This window comes from Streptomyces tanashiensis (assembly GCF_014648895.1).
Lineage (GTDB): Bacteria > Actinomycetota > Actinomycetes > Streptomycetales > Streptomycetaceae > Streptomyces > Streptomyces tanashiensis.
On sequence record NZ_BMRZ01000003.1, the window covers coordinates 1,038,029 to 1,052,765 of the forward strand.

General features: G+C 74.1%; 13 protein-coding genes. 8 read left to right on the forward strand and 5 right to left on the reverse strand.

Features of this window, described 5'->3' with window-relative positions; translation table 11 throughout:
- The first annotated feature begins 49 nt into the window (after positions 1 to 49).
- Both IE237_RS15315 and IE237_RS15320 read left to right on the forward strand, forming a co-directional pair.
- Positions 50 to 757, forward strand: coding sequence for a DsbA family oxidoreductase (locus IE237_RS15315; protein WP_189802457.1), 708 nt, complete (start codon positions 50 to 52; stop codon positions 755 to 757).
- 90 nt (positions 758 to 847) lie between these two features.
- Complete coding sequence (locus IE237_RS15320) at positions 848 to 1,906, forward strand: aminotransferase class V-fold PLP-dependent enzyme (protein ID WP_189802458.1); 1,059 nt, start codon at positions 848 to 850, stop codon at positions 1,904 to 1,906.
- 104 nt (positions 1,907 to 2,010) lie between these two features.
- Here the strand turns inward: IE237_RS15320 and IE237_RS15325 are convergent, their stop codons facing one another.
- Positions 2,011 to 2,532: a MarR family winged helix-turn-helix transcriptional regulator gene (locus tag IE237_RS15325; protein WP_189802459.1), complete on the reverse strand. Its 522-nt coding sequence runs from the start codon at positions 2,530 to 2,532 to the stop codon at positions 2,011 to 2,013.
- A 114-nt stretch (positions 2,533 to 2,646) separates the two neighbouring features.
- Between IE237_RS15325 and IE237_RS15330 the strand changes: the two genes are divergently transcribed.
- Positions 2,647 to 3,717: an alkene reductase gene (locus tag IE237_RS15330; RefSeq protein WP_189802460.1), complete on the forward strand. Its 1,071-nt coding sequence runs from the start codon at positions 2,647 to 2,649 to the stop codon at positions 3,715 to 3,717.
- Positions 3,718 to 3,773: 56 nt separating this feature from the next.
- Here IE237_RS15330 and IE237_RS15335 read toward each other — a convergent pair whose 3' ends face one another.
- Positions 3,774 to 4,871, reverse strand: a complete 1,098-nt coding sequence (locus IE237_RS15335; RefSeq protein WP_189802595.1) for a pyridoxal-phosphate-dependent aminotransferase family protein — start codon at positions 4,869 to 4,871, stop codon at positions 3,774 to 3,776.
- A 452-nt stretch (positions 4,872 to 5,323) separates the two neighbouring features.
- Here IE237_RS15335 and IE237_RS15340 point away from each other — a divergent pair, with 452 nt between their 5' ends.
- Positions 5,324 to 6,265: a PD40 domain-containing protein gene (locus tag IE237_RS15340; RefSeq protein ID WP_189802461.1), complete on the forward strand. Its 942-nt coding sequence runs from the start codon at positions 5,324 to 5,326 to the stop codon at positions 6,263 to 6,265.
- A 34-nt stretch (positions 6,266 to 6,299) separates the two neighbouring features.
- A complete protein-coding gene (locus tag IE237_RS15345) occupies positions 6,300 to 7,385 on the forward strand; it encodes an amidohydrolase family protein (RefSeq protein ID WP_189802462.1) in 1,086 nt (361 codons plus the stop codon).
- Positions 7,386 to 7,482: 97 nt separating this feature from the next.
- On the opposite strand, the gene IE237_RS15350 is transcribed toward IE237_RS15345, so the two are convergent.
- Positions 7,483 to 8,043 carry a GNAT family N-acetyltransferase gene (locus IE237_RS15350; protein ID WP_189802463.1) on the reverse strand — a complete coding sequence of 187 codons (561 nt, stop codon included), beginning with the start codon at positions 8,041 to 8,043 and terminating at the stop codon, positions 7,483 to 7,485.
- Positions 8,040 to 10,175, reverse strand: a complete 2,136-nt coding sequence (locus IE237_RS15355; protein WP_189802464.1) for a penicillin acylase family protein — start codon at positions 10,173 to 10,175, stop codon at positions 8,040 to 8,042. Before IE237_RS15355 ends, IE237_RS15350 begins: the two co-directional genes overlap by 4 nt.
- Positions 10,176 to 10,279: 104 nt before the next feature.
- Here IE237_RS15355 and IE237_RS15360 point away from each other — a divergent pair, with 104 nt between their 5' ends.
- Both IE237_RS15360 and IE237_RS15365 read left to right on the forward strand, forming a co-directional pair.
- Positions 10,280 to 10,999, forward strand: a complete 720-nt coding sequence (locus tag IE237_RS15360; protein WP_189802465.1) for a siderophore-interacting protein — start codon at positions 10,280 to 10,282, stop codon at positions 10,997 to 10,999.
- Positions 11,000 to 11,287: 288 nt separating this feature from the next.
- Complete coding sequence (locus IE237_RS15365; RefSeq protein ID WP_189802466.1) at positions 11,288 to 12,286, forward strand: SCO1860 family LAETG-anchored protein; 999 nt, start codon at positions 11,288 to 11,290, stop codon at positions 12,284 to 12,286.
- Between the two features lie 105 nt (positions 12,287 to 12,391).
- Here IE237_RS15365 and cobC read toward each other — a convergent pair whose 3' ends face one another.
- Complete coding sequence (gene cobC / locus IE237_RS15370) at positions 12,392 to 14,002, reverse strand: Rv2231c family histidinol phosphate aminotransferase CobC (protein WP_189802467.1); 1,611 nt, start codon at positions 14,000 to 14,002, stop codon at positions 12,392 to 12,394.
- 6 nt (positions 14,003 to 14,008) lie between these two features.
- On the opposite strand from cobC, the gene IE237_RS15375 reads away from it, so the two are divergent.
- The gene (locus tag IE237_RS15375) at positions 14,009 to 14,737 is read left to right on the forward strand and encodes a ZIP family metal transporter (protein WP_189802468.1); all 729 of its coding nucleotides are present in this window, start codon (positions 14,009 to 14,011) and stop codon (positions 14,735 to 14,737) included.

Here is a 14,737-nt window from a genome sequence, read left to right on the forward strand (position 1 = left end):
ACGTTCCCTCCAGGTACACCCCACCGGCAACCCCTCGGAGAGAAGTCACATGCGCGTCGAGATCTGGAGCGACATCGCCTGCCCCTGGTGCTACATCGGCAAGGCCCGCTTCGAGAAGGGGCTCGCGGCCTTCGCCCACCGCGACGACGTCGAGGTCGTGCACCGCTCCTTCGAGCTCGACCCGCACCGCGCCAAGGGCGACACCGGCCCCGTCCTGGAGATGCTCGCGAAGAAGTACGGCCGCACCCTCGACGAGGCCCGCGCCATGGAGGCGCACGTCGCCTCGAACGCGCACTCCGAGGGCCTCGGCTACCGCACCGACGGCCGCGACCACGGCAACACCTTCGACATCCACCGGCTGCTGCACCTCGCCAAGGAGCGCGGCCGGCAGAGCGAGCTCCTGGACCTGGCCTACCGGGCCAACTTCGCCGAGGAGCGCTCCGTCTTCGACGCCGAGACCCTTGTGACGCTCGGTGTGGAGGCCGGTCTCGACGAGGCCGAGGTCCGCGCCGTCCTCGCCGACGAGACCGCCTACGCCGATGCCGTACGCGAGGACGAGCGCGAGGCGGCGGAACTCGGCGCCAACAGCGTGCCGTTCTTCGTCCTCGACCGCCGCTACGGCGTCTCCGGCGGCCAGCCCGCCGAGGTCTTCACCCAGGCCCTGGAGCAGGCCTGGCAGGGCCGGGTCCTCCAGCCGGTCGGCACCGACGCGGAGGCCTGCGGGCCGGACGGTGCCTGCGAGGTCCCGCAGGCCTGACCCGCTGACCTGCGGAGATAAGCGCGGCTTGGGTGTCCCCACGATCGAATCGCCATTGACGGGTGATCGTGGGGAATCCAGGGTGGGGCCATGGATTCCCTTGACCAGCCGCTCGGCGGCGCCGAGTTCGCGCCCAAGAAGACCTATCTGAACACCTCCGCCTGCGGACTGCTGCCCCGCCGGACGATCGAGGCCGTCACCCTCCTCGCCGAGGAGACCGCCGACGGCCGCCCCGACGGCGCGGGCAGCTTCGACATCGTGGACGAGGCGCGCGCCGCCTTCGGCCGGATCGCCGGTGTCTCCCACGAGCGCGTCGCCGTGGGCAGCTCGGTCGCCGTCCACTGCGGGATGATCGCCCAGTCGCTGCCCGCCGGGTCCGAGGTCCTCTTCCCCGAGGGCGACTTCTCCTCCGTCATCACCCCCTTCACGATCCGCGGCGACCTCAAGACCCGCTTCGCGCCCCTGGACCGGCTGGCCGAGTCCGTCCGGCCCGGGACCGCGCTCGTCGCGTTCTCCGCCGTGCAGTCGGCGGACGGGCGCACGGCCGACTTCGCGGCGATCCGGGAGGCGGCCGCCGCCCACGGAGCCCGCACCCTCCTGGACGCCACCCAGTCGGCGGGCTGGCTGCCGCTGAACGCGGGGGAGTGGGACTACACGGTCGCCGGCGGCTACAAGTACCTGCTCTGCCCGCGCGGGGCGTCCTTCCTCACCGTCACCGAGGAGGCGCAGGACTCGCTCCTCGCGATCCACGCCAACTGGGTCACGGGCGAGGAGCTGTGGGTCAACAGCTACGGCCCGGTGCGTGAACTGGCCCGCTCCGCCCGCCGTTTCGACGAGCCGGTGGCCTTCTTCTCGTACCACGGGGCGGCCCGTTCGCTCGCGCTCCTGGAGGAGATCGGCATCGAGCGGATCGAGGCACACGACAAGGGGCTCGCCGCCCGCTTCCGCTCCGGGCTCCTCGACCTCGGGCACGCGCCGGTCATGGACGACTCGACGGTCGTGGCCGTCCCCGGTCTCGGGGACCGTGCGGACGCCCTGCGCGAGGCCGGTGTCCTGCTCTCGGCCCGCGCGGGCCATCTGCGGGCCTCCTTCCACCTGTACAACACGGCGGCGGACGTGGACCGCGCCCTGGAGGTCCTGGCGGGCTGAACCGCCGGCGGGCCGAGCTCTGCCGCTCCGGGGGCGTCCGGCGGAGGGCGTCCGGTCGTGGCGGGCCGGTGCTCAGCAGAGGGCGCCCGGCCATGGCGGCCCCGTCAGCAGAGGGCGCCCGGCCCGGGCGCGCAGGCGTCCTCGCCCGCCTCCTTCGCCAGGTTCTCGCCCACGAGGCCGAGCAGCCGGGCGAGTTCCGCCCGTTCGGCCGGGGCGAGCCCGGCCAGCGTGCTCTGCTCCAGGTCGGCCCAGGCGTTCTCGACGCCGGCGCGCAGGGCGAGGCCCTCCTCCGTCGCCGCGACCAGGACCGCGCGCCGGTCGGCCGGGTCCGGGCTGCGGCGGACGTATCCGCACTGCTCCATGCGCTGGAGCATCTTCGTCACCGTGGAGGGGTCCAGGCCGAGCGACTGGATGAGCTCCGACTGGCGGACCGCCCCGCAGTCCCACAGGCGCATCATCATCAGCTCCTGGCCCGGGTAGAGGCCGAGGTCCCGCAGCCGCCGGCCCATGGCGATCCGATGGAGCCGCGCGACCCACGCCAGGGTGTGACTGACGGTCCCGGTGCACGAGGCGGAGGGCTGCGGCCCTGCGGACGGGGCGGTACAGACGGGGTCGGTTCCTGACATGCGGACTCCTCGGGACGGCTCTTGCCACAAGATTACCTTGGTCGGCCAATGAATGGGTTACAGTGACAGCGGCCCGATTAGTTGGCCGACCACATATTCATGTGAGGGACAGCCGTGACCACAGCATTCGACCCCATCGACCTCGCCGGTACCCGCCTCGCCAACCGCATCGCCATGGCCCCCATGACCCGCAGCCGGGCCAACGGCCAGGACGGCACGCCTCCGGCGATCGTCGCCGAGTACTACGCCCAGCGCGCCTCCGCCGGGCTGATCATCAGCGAAGGCGTCCAGCCGGTCCCCGAGGGCCAGGGCTACCCGAACACCCCCGGACTCCACAGCCGCGAGCAGATCGCCGCCTGGCGCGAGGTCACCACCGCCGTCCACGAGCGCGGCGGACGGATCTTCGCCCAGCTCATGCACTCCGGACGCATCGGCCACCCCGACATCCTCGACGGCGACCTCCACCCCGTCGGCCCCTCGCCCGTCGCCGCCGCCGGCCAGGTCTACACCCACGAGGGCCCCAAGGAGTTCGTCACCCCGCGCGAACTCACCGGCGACCAGGTGCGCGAGGCCGTCGCCGGCTTCGCCTCCGCCGCCCGCAACGCCGTCGAGGCCGGCTTCGACGGCGTCGAGATCCACGGCGCCAACGGCTATCTGATCCAGCAGTTCCTCGCCTCCGGCTCCAACCACCGCACCGACGAGTGGGGCGGCCCCGTCGAGAACCGCATCCGCTTCGCCGTCGAGGTCGTCAAGGCCGTCGCCGCCGAGATCGGCCCCGAGCGCACCGGCCTGCGCATCTCCCCGGCCAACACCCTGAACGACATCAGCGAGACCGACACCGAGGAGCTCTACACCCAGCTCCTCGCCGCGATCGAGCCCGTCGGCATCGCCTATCTCCACGTCCTGGAGACCGGCCCCGAGCGCCGCCCCCTCGTCCTCGACCTGCGCAAGCGGTTCGCCGGCACCTTCATCCTCAACCCGGCCACCGGCGAAGCCCCGACCGGCGCCGAGTCCCTGGCCCTCGTCGAGGACGGCACCACCGACCTCGTCGCGTACGGCAGGCACTTCATCGCCAACCCCGACCTGCCCGCCCGCCTGAAGACCGACGGCCCCTACGCCGCCCCGGACCCCGCCACCATGTACGCCGGCGGCCCCGAGGGCTACATCGACTACCCCGCGCTCTGACCCCGGGTACGCGAAAGGGGCGGGGTCCGGACCCCGCCCCTCTCCCGTACGGACCGCTACCAGGCCTCGGTGACCGCCCGCCGCGCGCCCTCCAGGTCCACCGGGCGGCCCGACTCGCCGAGCACCGCACCCAGGGCGGCGAGCGAGGACTGCACCGCCCCCGGCGTCGCGTCCACCCCGTAGTGGTTGACCCGGATCATCTCCTTGGCCAGCGCCCCGCCGCCCGCGATCAGCGGCAGCGACGGATCGGCCGCGAGCGCCTTCGCCACCAGCTCCGACGCGTCGAGACCGGCGGGCACGCGCAGCGTCGTCGCCACCGGCGCCGCGTCCTTCGCCTCGTACACGTACGGCTCCAGGCCGCCGCCCAGGGCCAGCGCGCCCGCTCGGGTCGCGGCCGCCGCCGAGGCGTGCCGGGCCATCAGCGCGTCCAGGCCCTCGGCCTCGATCCGCTCCACACAGGCCTCCAGGGCCAGCATCTCCAGCTGCGCCGGAGCGTGCAGGAGCGCCTTCCGGCCGCCGTCGATCCAGCGCTCCTTCCAGTCCAGGAGGGAGAGGTACGAGCGGCGCGGCGCGGCCGGGTTGGCGGCGAACCGCTCCCAGGCCCGCGCGCTCACCGACACCGCCGACACGCCCGCGGGGCCGCCCATCGCCTTCTGCGCGCCGATGATGCACATGTCCACGCCCCAGGCGTCCGGCAGCACCGGCTCGGCGCCGATCGACGCCACCGCGTCCAGGTAGAACAGCGCGCCGTGCGCCCGCACGACCTCACCGATCTCCGCCACCGGGTTGGTGTTCCCGGTGGCCGCCTCCGCGTGCACCAGCGACACGAAGTCGATCTCCGGGTGCTCGGCGAGCGCCCGCTCCACCTGCTCCGCCGTCACCGCCGCGTGGAAGGGCACCTCCAGGTCGACCACGGTCGCCCCGCAGTCCCGCAGCCAGTTCCCGAAGGTCTGGCCGTACGGACCGGTGACGACGTTCAGCGCCGTCGAACCCGCCCGGGCACCGCTGCGGATGCAGCCCTCCAGCGGCAGCAGCGCCTCGCCCTGGGTGATCACCACGTCCTGCTCGGTGGAGAGCAGGGCGGCGACCCGGCGCTCGATCGACGCGAACTGCGCGGCGGTCAGCGGGGCCAGGTCCAGCAGCGGATGTGTCACGGTCACGGGGGTTCCTTCTTCGGTGTCGCATGCGTGTCGCATACATCGGGATGAGGCTCGTGCCAGCCTAAGCGCCGCGCGGGCCCCGCCGGCGCGGCGCGGCACCCGTCCCGCAGACCGCGCGCCGTCACGGCGGTGTGCGGAACGTGTCACAGGGCGCGTACCGACGGGTTCCACCGCTTCCCCCGGAGCCTTGCCGGTGGGATGTTGCGGGCCGGAGCGGCCCGCAGGAAGCCGCCGGGAGGAACGGGGTGAACACCATGATCCGGAGAAGCGGAAGAACCGGAAGAACCGACGGGACCGGGAGGACCGAGGGGACCGGGAGGACCGAGGGGACCGGCCGAACCGAAGGGACCGGGAGAACCGAAGGGACATGGAGGACCGGCCGAACCGAAGGGACCGGCCGGGTCCGCGGGGCCGTCGGCACCCGCAGAGCGCGGCCGCGCCGGGCCGTGGTGGTCGCCGCGGCGCTCGCCCTCGCCGCACCGCTGACCCTCGGAGCCTCGGCGGACGCGGACGCGGACGCGGGGGCGGCCGGGGCGGCAGGGCCGGCCAGGGCGGTGTGGGCGGCCCCGGCCCGTCCGATCGTCTTCGCCCGCTACGACGCGACGCACCCCGTCGAGGACCTGTACGCGATCTCCCCGGGCGGCGGCACGCCCCTCGCGCTCACCCACACGCCCGCCGTCAGCGACGTGATGCCCAGCTGGTCCCCGGACGGCAAGCGGGTGGCGTTCCTCCGCTACGGCTCCGGCGGCGTGATCGACGGCATCTGGACGATGAAGAGCACGGGCGGCGACCTGAAGTCCGTGCCCGGCACCCAGGGCGCCTCCGAACCGGCGTGGTCCCCGGACGGCAAGCGGATCGCCTACTCCCGGCCGGTCGGCACCCAGCGCGAGATCTACGTGGCCGACGTCGACGGCACCCCCGCCACCCGGCTCACCCACACCCCGCAGGACGAGTTCCACCCCACGTGGTCCCCGGACGGCAAGAACCTGGCGTACAGCCGCGCGGACACGACCTCCGGGAACAGCAGGCTGATGCGGATCCAGCTGTCCACCCTGACGCAGACGCCGGTCACCCTGGCCGGTTCCCACGACTGGACGCCCGACTGGTCGCGCGGCGACCGCATCGCCTTCAGCCGGGTGGACTCCACCGGCTTCGCCCACCTCCACGTCGTCCGCCCCGACGGCTCGGGCACGTACCGCGTCACCTCGGCCCGCGCCAACGACAAGTCCCCCTCCTGGTCGCCGGACGGCAGGCGTCTGGTCTTCACCCGCGGCGGCACCGACGACGCGGACCCCGAGCACCTCTTCCTGGTGCGGGCCGACGGCACCGCGCTCACCCAGCTCACCACGGCCGACTCGCACGACCTGGAGGCCGACTGGCGCCCCTGACCGGCCCCCTCGACACGGCTCGTAGAGTGCGGGTATGAGCGATCACGTGGTGCTGCATGTGAAGGGGCGGGTGCTCGTCGGCCCGGAGGACGTCCGCGACGAACTGTGGTGCGTCGACGGGCGGATCACCTTCGAGCGGCCCGCCGCCGAGGCCGTGACCGTCGAGGGCTGGGTGCTCCCCGGACTCGTCGACGCCCACTGCCACGTCGGCCTCGACCGGCACGGTCCCGTCGACGAGGCCACCAGCGAGAAGCAGGCCCTCACCGACCGGGACGCCGGCACCCTGCTCATCCGCGACGCCGGCTCGCCCTCCGACACCCGCTGGATCGACGAGCGCGAGGACCTTCCGAAGATCATCCGGGCGGGCCGGCACATCGCCCGCACCCGCCGGTACATCCGTAACTACGCCCACGAGATCGAGCCCGCCGACCTCGTGGACCACGTCGGCCGCGAGGCGCGCCGCGGCGACGGCTGGGTCAAGCTCGTCGGGGACTGGATCGACCGCGAGGTGGGCGACCTCACCGCCTGCTGGCCGCGTGCCGAGGTCGAGGCCGCCATCGCCGAGGCGCACCGGCTGGGTGCCCGGGTCACCGCGCACTGCTTCGCCGAGGACTCGCTCCGGGACCTCGTCGAGGCGGGCATCGACTGCGTCGAGCACGCCACCGGGCTCACCGAGGACACCATCCCGCTCTTCGCGGAGCGCGGGGTCGCCATCGTCCCGACCCTCGTCAACATCGCGACCTTCCCGCATCTCGCCGACGGCGGCCAGGAGAAGTTCCCCCGCTGGTCGGCGCACATGCGCCGGCTCCACGAGCGCCGGTACGACACCGTCCGCGCCGCCTTCGACGCGGGCGTGCCCGTCTTCGTCGGCACCGACGCCGGCGGCTCCCTCGCCCATGGGCTCGTCGCCGAGGAGGTCGAGGAGCTGACCCGGGCGGGCATCCCGCCGATCGACGCGCTCTCGGCCACCGCCTGGGGGGCCAGGGCCTGGCTGGGCCGCCCCGCCCTGGAGGAGGGTGCCCCGGCCGACCTCGTCGTCTACGGCGAGGACCCGCGCGCGGACGTCCGTGTCCTCGCGGCGCCGCGCCGGGTCGTCGTCAACGGCCGGGTCGTGGGCTGATTCCCCCGGCCGATCCCGGGTCGTCGGCTGACCGCCCCGGCCGATCTCCGATCGTGGACCGGTCCCCCCGGCCGGTCCCGGACCGGGGAGCGGCCCGTCAGCGGCTCAGGAAGGCCAGCCGGGCCCGCTTCTCGGGGATGAAGACCTCCGGCAGGTCCACCTCGGGGAGCACGACCTCCGGGCCCAGCACGAATCCTGCCCGCACCATGCGGGCGAGCGCCTTCTCGTTGGCGGCGTCGGGCTCGATCACGATCCGGGTGCGGTCCGTCAGCGTGAAGTCGACGAGCGCGGTGAGCATGCGGCCGGTGAAGCCGGGCTCGGGAGCGAGGCCCGGCGCGACGAACAGGTGCACGCCGATGTCGCCCGCCTGCACCTCGTAGCACTCGCTGACCCGGTCCGCCTCGGGGTCGTACGTCTGGAGCAGGGCCACCGGCTCCCCGTCCCGGCTGACCAGGTAACCGTGGTGCGTGGTCAGCGAGTCGAGGTGCGCGTAGATCTCCCGGACCTGCTCGACGGTGGTGCCGACCATGCCCCAGAAGCGGGCCCGCTCCTCGTTGACCCAGCCGTGGAGGAGCGGGGCGTCGACGTCGGGGTCGACGGGCCGGACCGTGACGGTTCCGAAGCCCTCGACGGTCTGGACGTGTACGGCGGTGGTCATCCCTGCTCCTTGATGAGGTTCTGCCAGTCGGTGGTGACGGGGGCGAGCTCGCCCCGCAGCCACAGGGGGAGTTGGTCGCGGTGGTGCGGGTTTCCGGGGACGCCGGACGCGCCGAAGGGCACGATCCAGCGGCTCCGCTCCCGGTCGGCGAGGTCCCAGACGTACCGCGCGGCCGAGGCGCGGGCGCTGCGGTCCGTCCACCCGGGCACGCTGGACGTGGAGAGCACGCAGTCGTGGTCGCCGCCTAGCCCCGGCCACCGGTCGTCGTCCGGGTCGGGCAGTGCCTGCCAGGGCGCGAGCCGGTGCGTCACGCCCCAGGCGGCCGGCGGCTCACCGGCGCCGACCTCGTCGAGCGCCTCGCGCACGATCCGGTCGACGTCCCCGGCGGGCACGGGCCCGGCCACGAGCAGGGTCTCCAGGGCGAAGGCCACGCGCGGCCCGAGCGCGAGCCAGGGCCGGAAGAGCTCGGGGTACGGGGCGGGTTCGCGCAGCGCCGTGAAGGCCTCGTGCCCAGCCAGCCGGCGCACGACGGCCCCGCGCACGGCCGCGTAGAGCCCGGCGTCGGTGCTCTCCGCGTCCATCCGCCGGTCCCAGGCGAGCAGCCGCTCCCGGACGCCGGCGCCGGCGGGGGAGAGGGGTACGGGCGTGCCGCCCCCGTGGCGGCCCGGTGCGCCGGCGCCGGTCTCGGTGTCCTCGCCCGCGCGCCGTACCGCCTCCAGGAGGCGGGCCGCCGAGGGGTTGTCGGTGTCCGAGTGGATCGCGGCCGTCGTCTCCGGGGTCCAGGCCGCCGAGCCGTCGAGCAGCTCGCCGATCCGGGCGGCCCGGTGCGGCGGGGCGAACTCGACGCCCAGGGGCGCGGCCAGGCCCCGGGCGTTGGCCATCACGGCGTGCCCGCGGACCTCGGCGCGGGGCAGCGGTGCCGGCGCGTCGGCCCAGGCGTGCGCCGGGTCCCAGGCGGGCACGATCCGCAGGGAGTTGGCCCGGTCCCGTACGGGCACGTGGCCGGCGACCCGGTGCAGGAGGCCGCCCCGGGTGTCGGCGGCCTGGACGACGTTCACCGGCTCGACCCAGCCGTCGAGGGCCGTGTCCACGTCGGTGACGGTCCGGGCGCGCAGCAGCGCGGGCAGCACCCCGAAGCCCAGCTCGCCGGTGACCCGCGGCGGGTACCGCAGGGCGAGGGCCTCCCAGGGGGAGGAGCTGTCCCCGGGCTCGTCGTCCGCGCCGATGATCACCGGCCCCCGGGCCGTCTCGATCACCTCGACGACCACCGGCTCCGCGTCGGCGACCCCGAGCGTCTCCCGGTGCGCGGCGGCCGGGGCCCAGCCGTCCGGGCCGAGGGCCTCCACGGTGCCGTCGGGGAGCCGCCGCAGCCGCTCCCGGTACAGGTCCTGGTAGTCCGCCATCGCGTTGGTGATCGCCCAGGCCACCGGCCCGGTGTGGCCGAAGTGGGCGAGTCCGGGGACGCCGGGCACGGCGAGGCCCACGACGTCGTACGCGGGGCAGGCGAGCCGGATCTGCTGGTAGACGCCCGGTGCCTCGATGAACCGGTGCGGGTCGCCGGCCACCAGGGCGGCACCGCTCGCGGTCCGCCCGCCGGCGACGACCCAGCCGTTGGAGCCGGCGGTGCCGGGCCCGTCGGTCGCGAAGAGCTCCGTCCACTCCTCGCCGAGCCGCCGGGCGACCTCGTCCCGCCACAGCTTGGTGGGGAAGCCGGCGAAGAGGATGTGGGTCGAGAGCCAGACGGCGAGCGGGGTCCACGGCTCCCACCGGCCGGGCGTGAGGCCGGTGTCGGCGAACTCGGGTGCGCGGTCCGCCCCTTCGGCGAGACCGTCGTTGACCCCGTCCACGTACGCGCGTACCCATGCGGCCGTCGGGGCGTCGGTCTCCTCTAGGCGCGCGAAGCAGCGGCGGGCGGTGTCGGCGAGCCGGGCCCGCCGGACGAAGGTGTCCCAGCCGAGTTCGGCGGCGCCGAGGAAGGCGGCGGTGGTGCCCTGGGCCCGGTGCCGTTCGACCTCCAGCTGCCAGGCGCGGTCGCGGGCGGTGACCCGCCCCTGGGCGAAGGCGAGTTCGTCCGGGTCCGCGGCGCGCAGATGGGGGACGCCCCAGGCGTCCCGGTAGACCTCGATGCTCACGGAGACCCCGATCCCGTCCTTGTCCGACCGTAGATGTGCCGCCAACCCTTCTTAGGTTAGGCTGGCCTAAATTAATCTACAGGAGTTCGGGGGAGGGGTTCGCGGTGGGCCACGGCTGGCAGGGCGCGGTACTCAAGCTGATGCGCGGCAAGGACTTCACGTTCACCGTGACGGGGGCGGAGCGGGTCACCGAGGACTACCGCCGGGTGCACTTCACGGACGGCGGACTGCTCGCCGCCGCCGGTGTCCACCCGACGATGTGGGTCCGTGTCTGGTTCGACAACGCCGGCAAGCCCCATCAGCGCGCCTACACCCTGGTCGACCCGGACCCGGGCAGCGGCACCTTCAGTCTGGAATTCGCCCTCCACGACGGAGTCGCCAGCCGCTGGGCCCGCACCTGCGCCCCCGGCGACACCGTCGACGCCACCCTCCAGGGCACCGGCTTCGAAGCCCCCGGCCCGCTCCCCGGGCACCTGCTGGTGGTCGGTGACCCGGCCTCCCTGCCCGCCGTCAACTCCCTGCTCGACGCGTTCCCGGATGTCCCGGCCACGCTCTGGTTCGAGACCCAGCACGCCTCCGACGAGGAGCTGCCGGTGCGGCTCGACCCCGGCCGGCACGACATGCGCCGGGTCCCGCGCGAGGGCGGCGGCGCCGGGCTCGTCGCCCGGGTGAAGGCCGAACTGCCCGCGCTCGCCGACGCCGGTTCGTACGTGTGGATCGCCTGCGACACCGTGACCACCCGCACCCTCGCCGGGTACGCGCGCAAGGAGCTGGCCCTGCCCAAGGAGCGCGTCCACGCCCTCGGATACTGGCGCGCCGGCTGAGTGTGCCGGGTTGACGATCCGTGACCCGGGAGCATCACGGATCGTTCTCACCGATTCCGCGCACACCTCCCCGTACGAAACACGCGGGACAACCGGGAACGGTTGTGTCGAGGAAAATCGAAAATGAACACGGAAACCCCCCTTTGGAGTGAACTCACGCCAGGCGACTGCCGGTTCACTCTCCGTGCGTAAAGATTCCGGTGTCTCAAGTCGCCGAGGCCGCGCCGACCCACCGTCCCCGTGGTGAGCGGCCGGCGACGCCATGTCTCCTGTGGGGGTTCCACCATCTTGAACAGCAACACCTTCCGCATGCCCGTACGCCGTTCCGCCGCCGCCGCGACCGTCGCCGCCCTGGCCGTCGGCCCCGTGCTCCTCGCGGCCCCGGCGGCGCACGCCACGGGCGGCGAAGGGCGCGCCACCGCCGTCGTGCTGCGGGCGGGACTCGACGTCTCCCTCCTCGGCAAGACCGTGAACGTCCCGGTGCGGGCCTCTCTCAACGAGGTCAAGGCGCCGGAGAGCGAGAACGAGACCGCGCTCTCCGTGAAGGTGCAGGGAGCCGAGGGCGGTGAGCCGATCGACATCCTCAAGGCCGACGTCGCCACCGCGGACGCGACCGTGGACGAGAAGAAGGCCGAGGGGTACGTCAACCTCGTCAAGGCCCAGGTCCACGTCCCCGGCATCCCGCTGCTCTCCCTCGTCGAGGTCGAGAAGGTCACGTCCAAGGCGCTGTGCGAGGTGGGGAAGAAGCCGGTCGCCGAGTCCAACGTCCTCGGCCACGTCACCGTGTTCGGCAAGAAGACCACCCTGTCCGCGGCCGGCCGGACCCAGGTGAGCGTGCCGGGCGTCGGCGAGGTCACCCTGGACCTCTCCCGTACGTCCACGACCTCCCGCACCGCCGCGGCCACGGCCCTCGAACTCAAGGTGGAGGTCAACCCCCTGAAGCTCGGTGTCGCCGAGGTCAACGGCACGGTGACCCTCGCCCAGGCCACCTGCGAGACGCCCAAGGGCACGGCCCCGACGGAGAAGCCGACCGAGAAGCCCACCGACAACCCCACCGAGAAGCCGACCGAGCGCCCCAGTGAGCAGCCCTCGCAGCAGCCCTCGGTGAAGCCGAGCGACGCCGGCGGCATCAAGACCAACAACGGTGGCACCACGCCCACCGAGAACCTCGCCGAGACCGGCGGCAGCTCCACCACCCCGTACATCGCGGCCGGAGCGCTCGCCCTGCTCGTCGCCGGCGGCGGCGCCCTCGTCGTGACCCGCTCCCGCTCCCGCTCCCGCGGCTGACGGCCCGAGGGGGCAGCGCCGGGGGGCGCCGGGAGGGAACGAGGGTCCGGGGAGGGCGATGGTGACGACACCGCCCTCCCCGGACCCTTCCGTGTCCGCCCCGGCTCAGCCGCCGATCAGCAGCGCCTGGTCGAGTGCCTGCAGGAAACGGTTGGTCGTCGCCCGGTCCCGGACCGCCAGCCGCAGCCAGTTCCGGTCGAGCCCGGGAAACGTGTCGCCCCGGCGGGCCGCGAAGCCCAGCGACCGCAGCCGCTCCCGCACCGCGTCCGCCCCGTCGATCCGGATCAGCACGAAGGGACCCTCCGCCCCCGCCACCGTCCGCACCTCGTCGAACTCCGCGAGCCCGGCCAGCAGATGGGCCCGCTCCACCCCGATCCGGTGCGCCGCGTGCTCCGCCTCCGCGAGCGCCGCCCGCGACATGCACGCCTCCGCCGCCACCAGGGCCGGCGTCGACACCGGCCACAGCGGCTGCGTCCGCTCCAGAGCCGCGACCGTCTCCGGCTCGGCCAGCACGTAGCCGATGCGCAGCCCGGCGAGCCCCCAGGTCTTGGTGAGGCTCCGCAGCACCACGAGCCCCGGCACGTCGGTCCGCCCGGCCAGCGACTCCCGCTCGCCCGGCACCGCGTCCATGAACGCCTCGTCCACCACCAGGATCCGCCCCGGGCGGGCCAGCGCGGTGATCGAGGCGGCCGGGTGCAGCACGGAGGTCGGGTTCGTGGGGTTCCCGATCACCACCAGGTCCGCGTCCTCCGGAACGGCCGCCGGATCCAGCCGGAAACCGTCCTCCTCGCGCAGCAGCACCCGGCCCACCTCGTGCCCGGCGTCCCGCAGCGCCGCCTCCGGCTCGGTGAACTGGGGGTGCACCACCACCGGCCGCCGCACCGGCAGCGCCCGCGCGAGCAGCACGAACGCCTCCGCCGCGCCGGCCGTCAGGAGCACCCGGTTCGACGGCAGGTCGTGCCGCTCGGCGACCGCCGCCCGCGCGGCCCGGCCGTCGGGGTAGGCCGCGAGACCGGTCAGCGAGTCGGCGATGCGCTCCCGCAGCCAGTCCGGCGGCGTGTTCGTCCGGACGTTGACCGCCAGATCGATGAGTTTCTCGTCCCGGACCTCGGCGTCACCGTGGTGGCGCAGGTCGTGGGCGTCGGTATGCGTGTGGGTGTCCATGGCCGCCGTCGTGTGGGGGGTGGGGATGGTGGGGGGTGAGCCAGGCTCGCCAGCGATGTACCCGTGAGCCAGTGGCAACAACCGTACGCCTGGGGCATCTTCGTTCGGACGAACCGGGACGGAAGCGGCGAGAGCACACGTTGCGTACCGTGATTTCCGCTTCGGTACGAGAAGTAACGCCCCGCCCGCGCCGCCGAGCGGCACCACGTCCCCGGCCCCCCGGAGACCCTCACCCGCCGCGAGCAGCGCCGCCGCCTCCGCCACGGACGCCGTGCCCGTCGCGGCCAGCGGCCGCGCCGAGGGATGCGGTACGGGCACGGCCGCCAGCTCCGCGGCCCGGAAGCCGCGCACCGGCACCCCGAGCGCGGCCGCGGCCGCCACGATCCCCGGCTCCGCCGCCCGCGCGTCCAGCGTGCCGAGCGACCCGACGTCCGCGCGCGTCAGACCGGCCTCCCGCAGGACCGCGCCGACGAGCGCGAGGACCTCGTCCGCCGGCGCGCCCGACCGGGCCCCGACGCCGAGGTGCGCGGACGCCGCCCCATCCGATAGCAAAGGCCCATGGCTGTAGTCGTCGCGCTCGGCGCGTTCCTCATGACGCTCTTCGGCGGCTGGGTCGCGCAGCGCGTCACCGACCGCCGCCACCTCGTCCTCGGCCTGGCCGGCGGGCTCATGCTCGGCGTCGTCGGACTCGACCTCCTGCCGGAGGCCCTGGAGGCCGCGGGGGAGAAGGTGTTCGGCGTCCCGGAGGCCCTGCTGCTCTTCGTCGGCGGCTTCCTCTTCGCCCACGTCGTCGAGCGGCTCCTCGCCGTCCGCCGTGCGGCACACGGCGTCGGCGCCGACGAGCGGGCCCCGCAGGTCGGCCTCACGGCCGCCGCCGCGATGGTCCTCCACAGCCTCATGGACGGCATCGCGCTGGGCGCCGCCTTCCAGGTCGGCGGCGGCATGGGCGCCACCGTCGCCCTCGCCGTCATCACCCACGACTTCGCCGACGGCTTCAACACGTACACGATCACGAGCCTCTACGGGAACGCCCGCCGCAAGGCCCTCGCGATGCTCGTCGCGGACGCCGTCGCCCCGCTCGTCGGCGCCGCCTCCACCCTGCTGTTCACCCTTCCGGAGGAACTGCTCGGCAGCTATCTCGGCTTCTTCGGCGGCGCCCTGCTCTACCTCGCCGCCTCCGAGATCCTGCCGGAGGCCCACCACACGCACCCGGCCCGCTCCACCCTGCTGTGCACGGTGGCGGGCGTGGCCTTCATCTGGCTCGTGGTGGGCGTCTCCGGCGGCTGA

What these genes read in the sequence shown, in the direction of transcription:
- IE237_RS15375 (WP_189802468.1), top strand. Translation starts at nt 14,009, where the DNA reads ATGGCTGTAGTCGTCGCGCTCGGCGCGTTCCTCATGACGCTCTTCGGC.
- IE237_RS15350 (WP_189802463.1), bottom strand. Translation starts at nt 8,043, where the DNA reads ATGACCACCGCCGTACACGTCCAGACCGTCGAGGGCTTCGGAACCGTC.
- IE237_RS15345 (WP_189802462.1), top strand. Translation starts at nt 6,300, where the DNA reads ATGAGCGATCACGTGGTGCTGCATGTGAAGGGGCGGGTGCTCGTCGGC.
- IE237_RS15325 (WP_189802459.1), bottom strand. Translation starts at nt 2,532, where the DNA reads ATGTCAGGAACCGACCCCGTCTGTACCGCCCCGTCCGCAGGGCCGCAG.
- IE237_RS15320 (WP_189802458.1), top strand. Translation starts at nt 848, where the DNA reads ATGGATTCCCTTGACCAGCCGCTCGGCGGCGCCGAGTTCGCGCCCAAG.
- IE237_RS15315 (WP_189802457.1), top strand. Translation starts at nt 50, where the DNA reads ATGCGCGTCGAGATCTGGAGCGACATCGCCTGCCCCTGGTGCTACATC.